The sequence below is a fragment of the Lipingzhangella halophila genome (assembly GCF_014203805.1).
GTDB lineage: Bacteria > Actinomycetota > Actinomycetes > Streptosporangiales > Streptosporangiaceae > Lipingzhangella > Lipingzhangella halophila.
Genome location: NZ_JACHJT010000001.1, coordinates 2,870,096 through 2,884,489, shown reverse-complemented (window position 1 = coordinate 2,884,489; position 14,394 = coordinate 2,870,096). Strand labels below are relative to the sequence as shown.

The 14,394-nt window shown below is 69.9% G+C and carries 14 protein-coding genes and 1 pseudogene; 3 read left to right on the top strand and 12 right to left on the bottom strand.

Features of this window, described 5'->3' with window-relative positions; translation table 11 throughout:
- Positions 1-117 precede the first annotated feature (117 nt).
- From F4561_RS13420 to soxR, 11 genes and pseudogenes are all read right to left on the bottom strand, one after another.
- A complete protein-coding gene (locus F4561_RS13420; protein ID WP_184578906.1) occupies positions 118-1,587 on the bottom strand; it encodes a sulfatase family protein in 1,470 nt (489 codons plus the stop codon).
- A complete protein-coding gene (locus F4561_RS13415) occupies positions 1,584-2,516 on the bottom strand; it encodes an aliphatic sulfonate ABC transporter substrate-binding protein (protein ID WP_246437196.1) in 933 nt (310 codons plus the stop codon). Before F4561_RS13415 ends, F4561_RS13420 begins: the two co-directional genes overlap by 4 nt.
- Positions 2,517-2,664: 148 nt before the next feature.
- On the bottom strand, positions 2,665-3,444 hold the full coding sequence (locus F4561_RS13410; RefSeq protein WP_184578900.1) for an ABC transporter ATP-binding protein: 780 nt from the start codon (positions 3,442-3,444) through the stop codon (positions 2,665-2,667).
- On the bottom strand, positions 3,441-4,253 hold the full coding sequence (locus tag F4561_RS13405; RefSeq protein WP_184578897.1) for an ABC transporter permease: 813 nt from the start codon (positions 4,251-4,253) through the stop codon (positions 3,441-3,443). The genes F4561_RS13410 and F4561_RS13405 overlap by 4 nt, the downstream gene beginning before the upstream one ends.
- Before the next feature lie 28 nt (positions 4,254-4,281).
- Positions 4,282-5,472 (bottom strand): ROK family protein, encoded by a 1,191-nt coding sequence (locus F4561_RS13400; protein ID WP_184578894.1) that lies wholly within the window; start codon positions 5,470-5,472, stop codon positions 4,282-4,284.
- 231 nt (positions 5,473-5,703) lie between these two features.
- A pseudogene (locus tag F4561_RS32550) lies at positions 5,704-6,659 on the bottom strand (aldo/keto reductase).
- A 643-nt stretch (positions 6,660-7,302) separates the two neighbouring features.
- Entirely contained in the window at positions 7,303-8,148 is an 846-nt protein-coding gene (locus F4561_RS13390; RefSeq protein ID WP_184583548.1) for a metal ABC transporter permease, read from the bottom strand.
- A gap of 44 nt (positions 8,149-8,192) precedes the next feature.
- Positions 8,193-8,939, bottom strand: a complete 747-nt coding sequence (locus tag F4561_RS13385; protein ID WP_184578892.1) for a metal ABC transporter ATP-binding protein — start codon at positions 8,937-8,939, stop codon at positions 8,193-8,195.
- A complete protein-coding gene (locus F4561_RS13380; protein WP_376773659.1) occupies positions 8,936-9,874 on the bottom strand; it encodes a metal ABC transporter substrate-binding protein in 939 nt (312 codons plus the stop codon). Before F4561_RS13380 ends, F4561_RS13385 begins: the two co-directional genes overlap by 4 nt.
- Positions 9,875-10,191: 317 nt before the next feature.
- The gene (locus F4561_RS13375; protein ID WP_184578889.1) at positions 10,192-10,737 is read right to left on the bottom strand and encodes a hypothetical protein; all 546 of its coding nucleotides are present in this window, start codon (positions 10,735-10,737) and stop codon (positions 10,192-10,194) included.
- Positions 10,738-10,775: 38 nt separating this feature from the next.
- Positions 10,776-11,225 carry a redox-sensitive transcriptional activator SoxR gene (gene soxR / locus F4561_RS13370; protein ID WP_184578886.1) on the bottom strand — a complete coding sequence of 150 codons (450 nt, stop codon included), beginning with the start codon at positions 11,223-11,225 and terminating at the stop codon, positions 10,776-10,778.
- Between the two features lie 103 nt (positions 11,226-11,328).
- On the opposite strand from soxR, the gene F4561_RS13365 reads away from it, so the two are divergent.
- The 3 genes from F4561_RS13365 to F4561_RS13355 are packed head-to-tail and all read left to right on the top strand — an operon-like array spanning position 11,329 to position 13,603.
- On the top strand, positions 11,329-11,925 hold the full coding sequence (locus F4561_RS13365; RefSeq protein WP_184578883.1) for an NADPH-dependent FMN reductase: 597 nt from the start codon (positions 11,329-11,331) through the stop codon (positions 11,923-11,925).
- 17 nt (positions 11,926-11,942) lie between these two features.
- On the top strand, positions 11,943-12,827 hold the full coding sequence (locus F4561_RS13360; RefSeq protein ID WP_184578880.1) for an erythromycin esterase family protein: 885 nt from the start codon (positions 11,943-11,945) through the stop codon (positions 12,825-12,827).
- Between the two features lie 26 nt (positions 12,828-12,853).
- Positions 12,854-13,603, top strand: coding sequence for an SDR family NAD(P)-dependent oxidoreductase (locus F4561_RS13355; RefSeq protein WP_184578877.1), 750 nt, complete (start codon positions 12,854-12,856; stop codon positions 13,601-13,603).
- Positions 13,604-13,645: 42 nt separating this feature from the next.
- On the opposite strand, the gene F4561_RS13350 is transcribed toward F4561_RS13355, so the two are convergent.
- Positions 13,646-14,341 carry a metal-dependent transcriptional regulator gene (locus F4561_RS13350; protein ID WP_184578873.1) on the bottom strand — a complete coding sequence of 232 codons (696 nt, stop codon included), beginning with the start codon at positions 14,339-14,341 and terminating at the stop codon, positions 13,646-13,648.
- Positions 14,342-14,394: the final 53 nt, after the last annotated feature.

Genomic DNA, 14,394 nt, shown 5'->3' with positions numbered 1-14,394 from the left:
GCCCGTCCCAGGGGCCGCGGTCCTGGCGTGGTGCCTTCTGCTGCGCGCGGCCTCGCACCCGGACGGCGCGCGGCCCCCATGCGGTTGGGCCAACGGTGGGAGCTCCGCGGTCGAGTGCTACTGGGTGGTGCCGGTGGGCTCGAAGGCGCTGAGGCTGGGGTCGTAGTCGGCGTCGCCTATGTCGTACATCGATGTCATCCAGTGGTAGAAGTTGTCGCCCCGGTCGCGGAGCAGGGCGTACAGCCGCCGCATGAGTCGGCGTCGTGTCTGGTCCAGTTCCGGGTGCGGGTATCTGTTGCTGAGCTCGTGGGGGTCGGTGTGCAGGTCGTAGAGCTCGTTGACGGATTCGGGGTTGACGATGAGCTTGTAGCGCTCGTCGCGGATCATCCGCTGCGGGTAGGGGAAGTGGTGGCCGTGGAACTCGGCGAGGAGTTCAGCGGGCCAGTCGGGGTGCTCGCCGCGGATGAGCGGCAGCAGGCTGCGGCTGTCCACGGCCGGGGACGGGTCGCATCCGGCGAGCTCCAGGATGGTCGCGGTGAAGTCGGTGAGGGTGACGAACTCGTCTCGCGTTTGGGGGGCGGCTCCGGGGACGCGCGCGATGCCGGGAATGCGGTAGATGTCTTCGTACATCGCCGGGCCCTTGTCGTGCAGCCGGTGGGCTCCGGTGAACTCGCCGTGGTCGGCGGTGAAGAACACGGAGGTGTCGTCGGTCAGGCCGAGTTCGTCGATCCGGTCGAGGATCCGGCCGATCTGCTCGTCGATGAGCGTGACGTAGCCCCAGTAGACGGCGATGAGCTTGCGGGTGGCCTCGATCGGCATGGTGTCGAAGGTCCAGTGTGCGCTGTAGTTGCGCTGTACGGCGGGTTTGCCGTCGAAGGTTTCGGCGATCGAAGGGGGGAGCTCGACCAGGCCGGGGTCGTAGAGGTCGTAGTACTCGTCGGGTAACAGGTAGGGCAGGTGGGGGCCGAAGAAGTGGGTGGCGAGGAAGAACGGCCTGCCGTCGGTGGCGTACTTGTCGAGTTGCTCGATGGCGCGGGTGGCGAGGTAGTGCTCGAAGGTCGCCTCGCTCGGCTGCTTTAGCCGGGCGGCCAGGAGGTTGCCGGGGTTGCCGTTGGGTGTGGTGCCGCGCACCGGCTCCGAGATCCGGTACGGCGGGAGCCCGTTCTCCTGGAGGTATGCCAGGTAGTCGGGGTGGTCGACCGGGTTGTGCCAGCCCTGCAGGTCGGGGCCGTCGAACCCGTAGGAGGCCGCGTTGCGGTGGGTGCCCCCGTGGAACTTGCCGATCAGGCCGAGTTGGTAGTCCTGCTCGCGCAGGGCGGCGGGGAAGGTGAAGGCGTCCGCATGCAGGTCCTCCAGGTAGCCCACGTTGCGTTCGTAGTTGGCCAGCAGGCGGTGGCGGAACGGGGCCTGCCCGGTGAGCAGGCTGGCCCGTGCGGGTGTGCAGATGGCCGTGGGGGTGTAGCACCGGTCGAAGCGGGTGCCGGCGGCCGCCAGGCGGTCGATGTTGGGCGTGGCCACGTGCGGGTTGCCGTAGCAGCTCAGGGTGTCGACACGGTGCTGGTCGGTCATGAGGAAAAGCAGGTTCACTTCTCGTTCGCTTCCGTGTAGAGGTCACCGGTGTAGTAGTCCTCGGGGGGCGGTACGGACTGGAGCTCGCCGGTGTCCACGAAGAACTCGCTCAGTCCGTTGAGCCATTCGTCGACGGTTCCGTCGTTGGTCGCCTGCACGAGTTCGTCGCTCGTCATGGTTTCGACGTTGGCCGCGTCGGCCTCAACGTTCTCCTCGGAGATGTTGAGCATCGTTGCGGTCTCGGCGATCGTCTCCTCGGGGTGCTCGGCACGCCAGTCGTTGGCCTGCTGCAGCACACCGATCACCTTGGTGGTCGTTTCGTCGTCGACGTCGTTGCCGCCGACGAAGGCGGTCGGGAAGGACCGGCCGTCGAAGTCGCGGGTGCTGGCGACCTCGTTGAGGTCCGGAACCTCCTCGGCGATCGTGTCGATGAGCGGGTACCAGATGCCGGCGCCGTCGATCTGGCCGGAGGAGAAGGCGGAGACGACGGTGGACGGTTCCATCGGCACCTTCTCGACGTCGTCGGGCGACATGCCGGCGTCCTCAAGCGCGAGGTTGAGCGCCATCTCGCCGGAGGTTCCTTCGGGCACCCCGACCCTTTTGCCCGCGAGGTCCTCGATCGAGGAGATGTCGGGCTGTGCGATCACACGGTCGGCGTAGGCGAGCGTGTTGATGGCCACGATCCGGCTCTCGCCGGAAGCGGGCAGCCACATGGCGCCGGGGCCGATGTAGCCGAAGTCCAGGTCGCCGGCGCCGAGAGCCTGGATCTGCACGGGGCCGTTGGTGAAGGACTCGACCTCGACGTTCAGGTCGGCGTCCTCCCACATGCCCTGTGTCTCGGCGATGGCCAGCAAACTGGCTCCGTTGTAGTCGCTGATGTAGCCGAACGTGACGTCCTCGGTGCCGCCTCCGCCGCCGGAGGAGCACGCTGTCATCGAAAGTGACATCGCGATCACGGTCGGTATTGCTGCGAGGGTGTGCCGTGCGACGCACATGGGGGCGGTCCTTCCCTGAGGGAGTGGTGAACTTACGGGGGCGGTCGGTGGTACTCGGTGGGCATCGCTCAGACGAGGGTCGGGACTGTTCGGCGGCGGGTCAGGGTGCGGAGGCCGGGGCCTCCTGGTGGTAGACGGAGTGCCACACGTGGTTGCGGATCCGGCTGAAGTCGGCGGAGAGCCGCACGTCCTCCGTGCGGGGGTAGGGAAGGTCCACGTCGATGATCGTGTGGATGCGGCCGGGCCGGGCGGCCATCACGACCACGCGCCGGGCGAGGTAGACGGCCTCGTCGACGTCGTGGGTGATGAACATGACGGTGCGCTGTTCCTGGGCCCAGGTCTGCAGTAGTTGGTCCTGCAGTTGCACTCGGGTGAGAGCGTCCAGGGCGCCGAAGGGCTCGTCCATCAGCAGTACCTGCGGACTGACCGCGTAGGCGCGGGCGATGGCGCAGCGCTGCTTCATCCCGCCCGAGAGCGTCTTGGGCAGGACATCGGCGAACTCCGTGAGCCCGACGAGGTCGATGGCCCACTGCGCGCGGCGGGCGCGGTCTTCGGCGGACGTACCGGCGATCCGCAGCCCGAACTCGACGTTGCGGCGCACGGTGAGCCAGGGAAAGAGGGCGTACTGCTGGAAGATCACACCCCGGTCGGGTCCGGGGCCGTGCACGCGGGCGCCGTCGACGAGGACCTCGCCGGTGGTCGGCTCGTCCAGGCCCGCCGCCATGTTGAGCAGCGTGCTCTTGCCGCAGCCGGACGGGCCCACGACGGTGACGAACTCCCGGTCCGCGATCTCCAGGGACACGCCGTCGAGCGCGGTGAAGACGGAGTCGTTCATCGGGTAGGACTTCACGGCATCGCGGAATTCGATCTTGTTGGTCATCGGCGCTCCTGCCAGCCGGTGAGGCGTTTCTCGGCGAGCAGCAGCAGCCGGTCCATGGCCATCCCGAGCACGCCGATGGTGATGAGGCCCACGAAGATGGTGGGAAGGTCGTAGTAGAGCTGGGCCTGTTGCATCCGGTAGCCCAGCCCCGCTTGGGCGGCGATCAACTCGGCGGCGACAAGGGTGGCCCAGGAGGCACCCAGGCCGGTGCGCATACCGACCAGGATGAACGGGGCCGAAGCCGGGATGATGACCTTCAGGAAGATGGTCCGGTCGGGCGCGCCGAGCACCCGGGCCGCGTTGATGATCGTGCGGTCGACGTTGACCACGCCCTGCAGGGCTGCCACCACGCTGAACAGGAAAGCCGCGAGGAAGATCACGAAGACCTTGGGCACTTCGCCGATGCCGAGCAGCACGATCGCCAACGGGATGAGGGCCAGCGGCGGGATCATGCGCAGGAACTGGACGTAGGGTTCGAGCAGGCTGCGCGCCGTGGGGTACCAGCCCATGAGGAACCCGATCGGCACGGCGAGCGCGGTGCCGAGCGCGAAGCCGATGAGCACGCGGCGCAAGCTGGCGGCGAGGTCGCCGGCGAGGGTCCCGTCAACGACCATCTCGCCCGCGCGGGAGGCCACGGTGAGCGGTCCGGGCAGGTCGGCCACCTCAAGCAACGACACGGCGGACCAGACCGCCACGCCGAGCACGAGGGAGGCGAGGTTGAGTAGGTGCGAGCGCCGCGGGTGCCGTCCGGTGCGGCGCGTCCGCGGGTGTGCCGAGGTCGGCTGCTGCGGTGGGGTGATCACGGCCATGGGTGCTCCGACCCGCTCGGGGGTGTGCTCATGCGTCCTCCTTGGACGTCGAGGTCTTCGGGTAGCGGGAAAGCACAGGGGACTCGTGCAGCACGAGGGCGATAGCCCCCAGCGCGCCGGCGGTGTCGCCGAGCATTGCCGGGCGCAGGCCCACCCAGTTCCGCGAGATCGGCATGACACGCGCCCGGAGTACGTCCTCCAAGGGCTCCAACAGCGCCGGGCCGGTGTCGGCCAGTTCGCCGCCGATCACGACGAGGCCGGGGCCGACCGCGTTGCACAGCCCGGCGAGCACGTCGCCGACCCGGGCCCCGACCTCCCCGAGTAGTTCGCGGGCTGTCTCGTCGCCGTCGCGCAGCGCTGACGTCAGCGCTGGGACATCGTCGGCCGCGCCGCCGGCGGCACGGTAGGCGTCGAGTACCGCACCGGCGGAGGCCACGGTCTCCAGGCAGCCGGTACCGCCGCACTCGCAGGGTTTGCCGTCCTCGATGACCCTGATGTGGCCGAACTCGCCCGAGAGGCCCTGCGGTCCGCGGTGCAGCGAGCCGCCGAAGACGAGCCCGCCGCCGACGCCGTAGGAGAGCCGCAGGTAGACGACTTCCCGGCTGCCGGCCGCCGAGCCCCACGTCGCCTCGGCCAGTGCGGCGAGCCTGGTGTTGTTGTCGATGACGACCGGGACCTGGAAGTGCTCGCGCAGCAGGATGGGGAGGTCGTCCACACCGTGCGCGGGCGTGGCCTCGTCGCCGGGGTTGAAGACGGGTCCGACCACGCCGACGCCGAGCGCGGTGAGCGCACCCAGGTCCAGGGCCCCGCCGGCCAGTGAGTCGACCAGGTGTCCGGCGAGGTCCACCCGCTGTTTCCAGGGCAGGCCGGCCGGGTGTGCCTCGCTCGCCGTTCCGATGACTTCGTGTGCGACGTTGACGGCGGCCACGTGGACGGCGCGCCGGGCGAAGTCGATGCCGATCACCTGGCCGGCCCTGGGGTTGAGGGTCAGCTTCTCCACGGGGCGGCCGCGCTTGCGTTGGGCGGGTTCGGCCGGGGAGGCGACGACGGCGCCGGTGGAGATGAGCTCGGCGACGATTTCGTAGAGGGTCGTCCTGGACAGCCCGCTGAGGCTGCCGAGGCTGCTCCGGCTGAGGGGGCCGTGCTTGCCCAGCAGTTCGAGTACGAGTTCTGTGTGCCCTCGCCTGAGGCGTATCAGAGGGCCGGCCTGAGACGACATGCCGATAGCATGCGACCCGATGTGATTTTCGTCAACACCCCGAAAAAAATCCGGAGGCTCCGGACGCCGACCACCGAAGCGCTGGTATGGCGCTCTCGGGCCGCGTTCGCCGCCGGCTCCAGTCGCGCCGGTCCGCGATCCCGGGATGCGCCCGTCCAGGCGCGGCCACGGGGTCATGCTTCGGGCGCGCGGCGGTGGGAACCCCCGGAGGCGTTGGTCCCGGCAAGGACGTCAACGCTGGGTGCGGAACCATTCGGGCTCGGCGCGCACGGTGAGCCCACCGCTGATGGCCTGGCGATGCAGCTCGCCAGCGAACAGGCTGTAGGGCTGGGGCAGATCGAGCTGGCCGGCCGCGTCCAGGTCCGCCTGCTGCTCCGGCGAGAGCGAGAACTCCAACGCGGCGATGTTGTTCTCCAGCTGCGTGACGGTGCGTGCGCCAACCAGCGTGGCCGCCACCCCCGGCCGCTGCGCCACCCAGTTGACGGCGACCTGGGAGGCCGGCCGTCCCAGCTCGCCTGCCACCCGCTGCAGCGTCTCCAGCACGTCCCAGTCCTGGTCGCGGTTCCCGGGTATCCGCGGTAGCGCCTTGACGGGGTCAAGCCGGCCCGGGCCGGTCGGCCCCTCGGCGGTCCGGGTGTATTTTCCGGTCAGGAAGCCACTGGCCAGTGGCGCGTACGCCATCACCCCCATGCCGCCATCCAGCGCGGCCGGAACGTGCTCGGTTCGATCTGCCGGGTAATGAGCGAGTACTCCAGTTCCAGCGCGGTGACCGGCTCCCAACCGCGCGCCTGGGCGAGCATTTGGGCCTTGGCGGCGTACCAGGCCGGGACGTTGCTCAGGCCCACCGCCCGCGCCTTGCCCGCGCGCACCACGGTGTCGAAGGTGGACAGCACCTCCTCCATCGGGGTCATGGTGTCCCAGGCGTGCAGGAGGTAGAGGTCCACGTAGTCGGTCTGCAGCCGGCGCAGGGAGCCGTCCAGCGCCGCCAGGAGGTGCTTGCGGCCGTTGCCGCCCCCGTTGGGGTTGCCCGGTTGTGTCGCCATCGAGAACTTGGTGGCCACCACCAGCCGGTCGCGTGAGTCCGTCTCGCGGATGAGGGTGCCCAGCAGTTCCTCGCTGTTTCCCGCGGCGTAGACGTCGGCGGTGTTGATGAAGTTGCCCCCGGCCTCCAGGTAGCGGCGGAACATCGCGCGGGAGGTCTCCTCGTCGGCGCCGAAAGCGCCGTGGGTGTCGTCGCCGAAGGGGCGGTACCGAGCGCGAGCGGGGAGACGCGCAGTCCGGTGCGGCCGAGGAGGTGGTAGCGCTTGAGGGGATCGGTGTCGTCGGTGGTCGGGGTTTGGGGGGCGGGCACGGTTCCTCCGGTGCTGATTCGTCGTGGAGTGGTGAGCGCGCGGATGGACGTCGCGGCGCCCTGTTGCCGTCCGCAGCCGGCGTACGGCCATCAGAAAAATATCACTATTCAGAAATCTCTGAAAACTCGAATATCATTGATTGCGCACGCAGATACCCGCGGGTGTCCGATACCTCGGGCTTTCGCGTGGAGTGGGCGGCACGACGGGCCGGGTCCGCGGTGCGGATTACCCCAACCGTCGTCGTGACCCGCGTTGAGTGGGCCACCATGCGCCAACCGCGCTGGTGCCCGGGCCCGAACCGGGCAGGCCGCGGCGATGGGGCGGTGAACGGGCCAGCTTGCCGCCGAGCGCGCGCCGAACCATCACGCAAGCCCCGGCGCGCGGGGCCGGAAACCATGGGCCTTACGGTCTCACCCGACCCGGGGACCTCTTGCTCGAACCGTGCGGTCGGTACCACGGTCCGGGGTGTCCGCCGGCCTCACGACCGGGCCCCCTCCTCGTGGGAGGTGCGAGACGCGCGGCGCCCGAAGGCCCGCGCGGCGGTGCGGGCCACACCGTGCCGGGTGGAGAACAGGTAGGCCAGGGTGAACGCGCACGCCTGGGCGACCACGATGGCGCCGCCTGTGGCGATGTCGAGGTGGAAGCTGGCGTAGGTACCCAGGACGGAGGCGGCCACCGACACGGTCACCGCGATCAGCAGCATCCGCTCGAACCGGTCGGTGAGCAGGTAGGCGGTCGCCCCGGGGATGATCACCATGGCGACCACGAGGATGATGCCCACCGCCTGCAGAGCGATCACCACCGTCACCGACAGCAGCCCCAGCAGCAGTGCCTCCAGCCGGCGCGGGGTGAGCCCGATGGCGTGCGCGTGCACCGGGTCGAACGCGTAGAGGGTGAGGTCGCGGTGTTTGAGCGCCACCACCGTGAGCACCACCGCCGCCATGACCAGGATCTGGGTGATGTCGGCATCGGAGACGCCCAGGACGTTGCCGAACAGGATGTGCATCAGGTCGGTGTCGCTGGGGATCTTGGAGATCAGCACCACGCCGAGCCCGAACAGGGAGGTGAACACGATCCCGATGGCGGCGTCCTCCTTGATCCGCGAGGTGCGGTTGACCACGCCGATCAGCGCGACCGAGCCGGCGCCGAACACCAGCGCCCCGGCGGCGAACGGCAGCCCGAACAGGTAGGCCAGCACGACACCGGGCAGCACCGCGTGCGAGACGGCGTCGCCCAACAGGGACCAGCCGATCAGGGTCAGCCAGCACGACAGGATCGCGCAGGTCGCCCCGGCCAGCACGCTGACCAGGAGCGCCCGCTGCATGAAGTCGAACTGCAACGGGACGGTGAACCACTCCACGAGCGCGGTCACTGGGCCCCCTCCCCCACTGTGTGGGCCGGGACGCCGAACGCCTCGGCCAGGCGGTGCGGCGTCAGTACCTGCTCCGGTGGGCCGTGCGCGACCACCCGGCGCTGCAGCAGGACGGCCTCGTCGCACAGCCGCGCGAGCCCGGCGAGGTCGTGCGTGGAGACCAGCAGGGTGTGGCCCTCGTGGCGCATCGCGTGCAGCACGTCGACGATGTCGGCCTGCGCGCGGCGGTCCACACCGGAGAAGGGCTCGTCGAGCAGCAGCAGGCTGGCGTCCTGGGCGATGGCGCGAGCGATGAACACCCGCTTGCGCTGCCCGCCGGACAGCGCCCCGATCTGGCGGTGCGCCAGGTGGGTCAGGCCGGTGCGCTCCAGCGCGGCGGCGACGGCGTCGTGGTCGGCGCGGCGCGGCCGCCGGGTGGGGCCCATGCGGCCGTAGCGGCCCATCAGTACGACGTCGATGACGCGCACCGGGAACTGCCAGTCGACCTGTTCGGTCTGGGGGACGTAGCTGACGACGCCTTTCGCGCGCGCTGCCCGCGGGCGGTGACCATGCATGCGGACCTGGCCGTCCTCGGCCGCGACCAGCCCCAGGATCGCCTTGAACAGGGTGGTCTTTCCGGAGCCGTTGGTGCCGACCAGGCCGCAGATGCGGGCGGGGTCGAGCGCCAGGCTCACCGAGTCGAGGGCGAGGACCTCACCGTAGCGGACCGTGAGGTCGCTGACCTGCAACGCGGGGGCGGTCATGGCTGCTCCTGTTCGGTCAGCCCGGCCACGATGGTTTCGGCGTCGTGGCGCAACAGGTCCAGGTAGGTGGGTACGGGGCCCTCGGCTTCGGAGAGCGAGTCGACGTAGAGCTCACCGCCCAGGCGTGCTCCGCTCTCGCTGGCGACCTGGCGCTGCGCGCCGTCGTTGACGGTGCTCTCGCAGAACACCGCGGGTACGTCGTTGTCCTCGACGAACTGCACGGTTGAGGCGATCTGGCGGGGGGTTGCCTGGCTGTCGGCGTTGACCGGCCAGAGGTAGTGTTCGCGCAGCCCGGCGTCGCGCGCGAGGTAGGAGAACGCGCCTTCGCAGGTGACCAGGGCTTGTTGGGCCTCGGGCAGGGTGTCGAGTTCGGTGCTGAGGTACTCGCCGACCTCGGAGATCTCGGTCTTGTAGGCCTCGGCGTTGGCCTCGAAGGCCGCGGCGTTGTCCGGGTCGAGGCCGCTGAGCGCGTCGCGGATGTTGTCGACGTAGGTGTGGGCGTGCTCCGGCGACATCCAGGCGTGCGGGTTGGCCTGGCCCTCGTAGGTGCCCGCGGAGATGGGGATGGTCTCGACACCGTCGCTGAGGGTGGCGGTGGGGGCGTCGATCTGGTCGGTGAACTGCGTGAACCAGCCCTCCAGGCCCAGGCCGTTGGCGAGGATGAGGCGGGCGTCCTGCCCGCGCGCCAGATCCTCGGGGGTGGGTTCGTAGGAGTGGATCTCGGCTCCGGTGCGGGTGAGCGAGACCACCTCGATCTTGTCCCCGGCGACGTTGCGGGCCATGTCGGCGAGCACGGTGAACGTGGTGAGCACCGTGTCCTCCTCGGCGGCCGAGGAGGGTGCGGTGGTGCACGCGGGGGCGGCGAGCACGGTGAGGGCGAGCGGGACGACCATCGACGATCGGGTTAAAGGCATCCAATCTCGGATGTTGGCCATGCCTAACTTCTATCATAAAGCGGCCGTACTCGTCCGCTGCGGGGCAACGCGGCCTCCGTGCTGGACGGCGCGACCGGTGCCGTCGCCGGCGCCCGGACGAACCGGGCCGTTGACGCGTACGCGCTGGCGCGTCGGGTGCTCGCCCGCGCACCCCTGGCCGGTCTCGGCGACTTCGTCGCCTCGGGTGCGACCGGCCGGGCGGCGTTCGTGCGCACCGCGTGCTGCCTGTACTCCCGGGTGTCCGGGTACGGCACCTGCGGCGACTGCGCGCTGCGGCCCTCTCGCGCGCGGCGCACACGGGTGAGGGACGCGCTTGCTCAGGCCCGGGTGGGCCACTCGGGCCGGTTGTCCCGCACGCTCCACCGTGGCGACCATGCGGCGGGGTCGGTCTCCGAAGGCGCGTGCTCCTCGGCGAAGTCGGGGTCCAGATCGATCGCGGAGCCGCCCAGGGCCGGGCGGCGGTCCGCCGGCTGGCGGTTGTCGCCGACCGGTTCCTTGTGCCTGGTCTCCTCGTGCTCTGATGCGTCGCTGTCGCTGCGCCGGCCCATGGTGTCCCTCCGTTCGGGTGCGCGCCAGCCGGCGGCCGGCGCTGTGCTGCGTGCTCGGGTAACTAGGTCCACGGCGGCGTGGCTGCCGAGGCTATCGGCGACCGCTGCCCAGGTCAGCGGGGTGGGAAACGGGTACGTTCGGCGGATCTGGGCGAGCTCGCGGTGGGCCCCGCCCAGTACGGCGAAGTCGCGGGGGAACCGCTCGGGTTCGGCGCCGAGGAAGGCTCCGACCTTGGTCGCCCGCTCCAGAGCGGTCCGCCGGCCGGCCCGGTAGCGCAGCAGGTGCGGGGCGGAGCCGTTGACCCGCACGATCACGCCCGCACCGCCCGGGAGACGCGGGTGCCGCTGTGGCGTCAGGTGCCGAGTGGGGAGCGAGCGCTTCTTTCGGTGGCTTCGCCAGTCGGGTTGACCAGCGAACACTGGTCGAAGGCCAGGCAGCCGCAGTCGACGCACGCGCTGAACTGGTCGCGCGTTCGCTCCAGTGTCGCTATGCGGCTGTTGATGTCCTGGCTCCAGCATTGTGAGGCCTTCCGCCACAGCTCTTGGGTGGGCGGGACCTCGTGTGGCACGTACTCCAGGACCGCCTCGATCACCGACAGCGGGATACCCACGCTCTGGGACGCGCGGACGAACGCGAGTCTGCGCACCGTACTGCCGTGGTAACGGCGCTGGTTTCCGGTGGTGCGCCGGCTGGCGATGAGCCCTTTGCGTTCGTAGAAGCGCAGGGCGGAGGTGGAGACACCGCTGTGGTGGGACAGTTCGCCGATGGTCAGCTCTGTAGCGGTCACTGCGGAATCGGGCATACGGCCCAACCTAGCTTGACTTCAACTTCGGTTGAACTATCAGGCTGGTTCGCGAGGCGCCCGAAGGGCGCCGCACATCCCTTTCGGCTACCGGAGGACTGCTATGCCCGAAGAACCCCTCCAGCTCGCGGTGATCGTTGGCAGCGTCCGCGCAGGACGGCTCGGCCCGACAGTGGCGGGCTGGATCGCCGGCCAGGCCCGCCACCACGGCAACTTCACCGTCGACGTCATCGACCTGGCCGAGATCCCGCTGCCCATGGAGCTGCCGGATTTCGGTAGCGCTCCCCCACCAGCGGCAACCCGGGCACTTGAGACGCTGAGCCCGCGCTTGGCCAGTGCCGATGCGTTCCTCGTGGTCACCCCTGAGTACAACCACAGCTACCCCGCCTCACTGAAGAACGCTGTCGACTGGCACAACCGGCAGTGGCATGCCAAGCCGGTCGCCTTCGTCAGCTACGGCGCGATCTCCGGCGGCCTGCGTGCGGTCGAGCATCTCCGGCTGGTATTCGCCGAGCTGCACGCGGTCAGCATCCGCGACACCGTCAGCCTGCACAACGCCGGGAGCCGGTTCGACGCGCGGGGAAACCCGACCGACCCCGACGGACGCACCGCCATCGCCGCCAAGAGCATGCTTGACCAGCTCACCTGGTGGGCGCGGACCCTGCGTGACGGTAGGGCCGCCCGCCCCTACGCCGCTTGAACACTGAGGAGGCCACCATGCACGAAACCGTGCCGCACTGGATCCGGCGCAACGCCCGCCCGCTGACCACGCTGGACCCGTGGGCGCCGCTCGACGACCTGGCGCCGCTGCGGAGCATGGTCGGCGACGCCACCATCATCGGCGTGGGGGCCGCGACGCGCCAGGCACACGAGCTTTCGGTCACCGCGCACCGGATCCTCCGCTTCCTGGTGGAGGAACTGGGGTTCCGCGCTCTGGCTCTCGAAGGGGACGATCCCGAGCGTGTCGGGCTCGGCTCCTACATCAGGAGCGGGCAGGGCGACCCGCGGGCGATGCTGGCCCGGGCGCGGCCGTTCTGGCGAACGGAGGAGATCCTCGACGTCGTTACGTGGATGCGCGCCCACAACCAACGACACCCCGACGACCCGGTGCGTTTCACCGCGACGTCCCGGAGCTCGGGGCAAACCCCGCGGTCAGGCGCGAGCCTGGATGCGCGCCTGGCCGACGACGTGATCGGGTGGCACGAGCACTCGGGAGACCGGATCGTCTACTGGGGAGGCATCGCCCACACAGCCCGCTCCTCCGGTCGCTTGGGAGGTCGCCTGCGCGAACGCTTCGGGCACGGGTACCTCTCCGTGGGCCTGACGTTCGAGCGTGGCTCGCTTCCCTGGCCGGTGCCGGCCCCGCCGGCGAACTTCGCCGAGACCGCCCTGAGCGCTGCCGGCACCGACGTGTCCCTGCTTGACCTGCGCACCCGGCGTTCTGACCCGGTGCGCGCCTGGCTGGAGTCCTCCGCCAGCACCCGGATGATCGGCCCGGCCCAGGACCCCGCGGAGCACCTGTCCGGCGGCTCGTTCGGTGGCTGGTTCGACCTCGTGGGACACCACCGCGACGTGACCCCGGTACACCTCATCTCCGCGTGACGGACCACGATCGGAAAGCACCCAAGATGAACACTCTCAACGGCAAGACCGCACTCGTGACCGGCGCGAGCAGGGGCATCGGCCGGGCCATCGCCCGGCGTCTGGCATGCGACGGCGCCCACGTCGCAGTCCACTACGGCAGCAATGCGCGGGCGGCCGCGGAGACGGTTGGCGAGATCGAGGCGGAAGGCGGGCACGCTTTCAGCCTGCAGGCCGACCTGGGGGCCGCCGGAGACGCCGAGAAACTGTGGACTGCCTTCGACACGCGCGTCGAAGGGGTGGACATCCTGGTCAACAACGCGGGGGTGCTCAACGACGAGCCCGGAATCGAGCATGTGACCAGGGAACAGTTCGAACGGATCTTCGCGGTCAACACCACTTCCCCGTTCTTCGTCAGCCAACTCGCGCTGCCGCGCCTGCGGGACGGCGGCCGGATCGTCAACATCTCCACGATGCTGACCCGGGGCCGGGCCATGCCCGAATCCGTGAGCTACGCGATGTCCAAGGGCGCGCTCGACGTACTCACATCGATGCTCGCCAAGCAGCTCGCGCCTCGGGCGATCACCGTCAATACCGTGGCCCCCGGTGTCATCGACACCGAAATCCACCAGGGCAGGATCGTCGGGGCAGCGCGGGAGTGGTTGTCGTCGCTGTCGGCCATGGGACGCGTTGGGGTGCCCGAGGACGTGGCCGACGCGGTGGCCTTCCTGGCCTCCGACGACAGCCGCTGGGTGACCGGGCACTGGATGGACGCCTCGGGAGGAACACTGCTGTGACACCGGTGGTCGCCTTCGCGGCGACCGCCTGCGGGGTGGTGCTCACCCGCTCGACGGTGCGATCCACAGCGCCTCGGCCGCCACCAGCCCCAGCGGCTGCTCGCGCTGGTCCTCGGGTGGGCCGACGCGGATCACCAGGGAACCGCCGAAGGGTTGGCGCTCGATGACCTCCACCCGCATCCCGATGCCGATACGGCGGTCGGCGAGGTAGCGCAGCAGGTGCGGGTCGGAGTCGTTGACCCGCACGATCACGCCCGCCGTGCCGGCCGCCGCCTCCGAGAGCAGGTGGGTCTCGCGTTCGACGACATCGCCCTCGACCGTGGGGATGGGGTCGCCGTGCGGGTCGACCCGGGGGTTGCCCAGGTGCTCGGCGATGCGTTGGACGAACTTGTCGGAGACCACGTGCTCCAGGGTCTCGGCTTCGTCGTGCACCTCGTCCCAGGAGTACCCGAGCGCCTCGACCAGGTAGGTCTCCAGCAGCCGGTGCCGCCGCAGGACGGCCAGGGCGGCCTTGGTGCCGGTGTCGGTGAGGCGGACGTCGCCGTAGCGCTGGTGCTCCACCAACCCGAGCTCGCTGAGCTTGCGCAGCATTCCCGACACCGAGGAGTTGGACACTGACAGGCGTTCGGCCATCCCGGAGATGGTCACCGGGCCGGACCCACGTTCCTGAAGGTCGTAGATGACCTTCACGTAGTCCTCAACCGAGGTGGACGGCCGTTCCGTCGCGTCATTGTCCATAACCGCCACGGTACCGCCTACCGGGGTAGCGCTCGGGAAAGGCGGGAACGGGC

What these genes read in the sequence shown, in the direction of transcription:
- F4561_RS13415 (WP_246437196.1), bottom strand. Translation starts at nt 2,516, where the DNA reads ATGTCACTTTCGATGACAGCGTGCTCCTCCGGCGGCGGAGGCGGCACC.
- F4561_RS13410 (WP_184578900.1), bottom strand. Translation starts at nt 3,444, where the DNA reads ATGACCAACAAGATCGAATTCCGCGATGCCGTGAAGTCCTACCCGATG.
- F4561_RS13405 (WP_184578897.1), bottom strand. Translation starts at nt 4,253, where the DNA reads ATGGCCGTGATCACCCCACCGCAGCAGCCGACCTCGGCACACCCGCGG.
- F4561_RS13400 (WP_184578894.1), bottom strand. Translation starts at nt 5,472, where the DNA reads ATGTCGTCTCAGGCCGGCCCTCTGATACGCCTCAGGCGAGGGCACACA.
- F4561_RS13390 (WP_184583548.1), bottom strand. Translation starts at nt 8,148, where the DNA reads ATGCAGCGGGCGCTCCTGGTCAGCGTGCTGGCCGGGGCGACCTGCGCG.
- F4561_RS13385 (WP_184578892.1), bottom strand. Translation starts at nt 8,939, where the DNA reads ATGACCGCCCCCGCGTTGCAGGTCAGCGACCTCACGGTCCGCTACGGT.
- F4561_RS13380 (WP_376773659.1), bottom strand. Translation starts at nt 9,874, where the DNA reads ATGGCCAACATCCGAGATTGGATGCCTTTAACCCGATCGTCGATGGTC.
- soxR (WP_184578886.1), bottom strand. Translation starts at nt 11,225, where the DNA reads ATGCCCGATTCCGCAGTGACCGCTACAGAGCTGACCATCGGCGAACTG.
- F4561_RS13365 (WP_184578883.1), top strand. Translation starts at nt 11,329, where the DNA reads ATGCCCGAAGAACCCCTCCAGCTCGCGGTGATCGTTGGCAGCGTCCGC.
- F4561_RS13360 (WP_184578880.1), top strand. Translation starts at nt 11,943, where the DNA reads ATGCACGAAACCGTGCCGCACTGGATCCGGCGCAACGCCCGCCCGCTG.
- F4561_RS13355 (WP_184578877.1), top strand. Translation starts at nt 12,854, where the DNA reads ATGAACACTCTCAACGGCAAGACCGCACTCGTGACCGGCGCGAGCAGG.
- F4561_RS13350 (WP_184578873.1), bottom strand. Translation starts at nt 14,341, where the DNA reads ATGGACAATGACGCGACGGAACGGCCGTCCACCTCGGTTGAGGACTAC.